Source organism: Aminobacter sp. P4_D5, from assembly GCF_056401815.1.
In genome coordinates, this window is the sequence record NZ_JBFUIP010000962.1 from 1 (window position 1) to 618 (window position 618).

1 protein-coding gene is annotated in these 618 nt (G+C 68.3%); it reads right to left on the reverse strand.

Annotation, left to right across the window (positions count from 1 at the left end):
* On the reverse strand, window positions 1–618 hold a 618-nt coding region (gene serB, locus AC1DWF_RS36080), incomplete at both ends, for a phosphoserine phosphatase SerB (RefSeq protein ID WP_476843253.1).

Here is a 618-nt window from a genome sequence, read left to right on the forward strand (position 1 = left end):
GAGCAGCGCGGTCAGGTCGGTATGGTTGACCCGGTGGCGCGCCGCCGCGGCTACGCTGGGCTTCGCATGGAAGGCGATGCCGAGGCCGGCTGCCTGGATCATGGCGAGGTCGTTCGCGCCATCGCCGACGGTCGCAGTCTCCGCGAGACTCAGCCCAAGTTGCGCGGCCAGGCGCTTCAAGGTCGCGAGCTTGGCGTCGCGGTCCAGGATGGGCTCGCCGACCGTGCCGAGGAGCTTGCCGTCCGCGAGCAGGAGCGTATTGGCGTGGTGCTCATGAAAGCCACATCGCTCCGCGACCTTGCTGGTGAAGAAGGTGAAGCCGCCCGAGACGAGCGCGGTATGGGCGCCGTTCGCCCGCATGGTGGCGATGAGGGTGGCGGCGCCGGCGGTCAGCTCCGTGGTCTTCCAGGTCTCGTCCAGCGCCGAGGCGTCGAGGCCCTCCAGCATGCCGACGCGCTGGATCAGCGCCTGGCGGAAGTCGAGCTCGCCGTTCATCGAGCGGGCGGTGATCTCGGCGATCCTGTCTTTCAATCCGGCGAAGGCCGCGATCTCGTCCAGCGTCTCTGTGGTGACGATGGTGCTGTCCATGTCGGCCAGCAGCAGCTTCTTCTTCCGGCC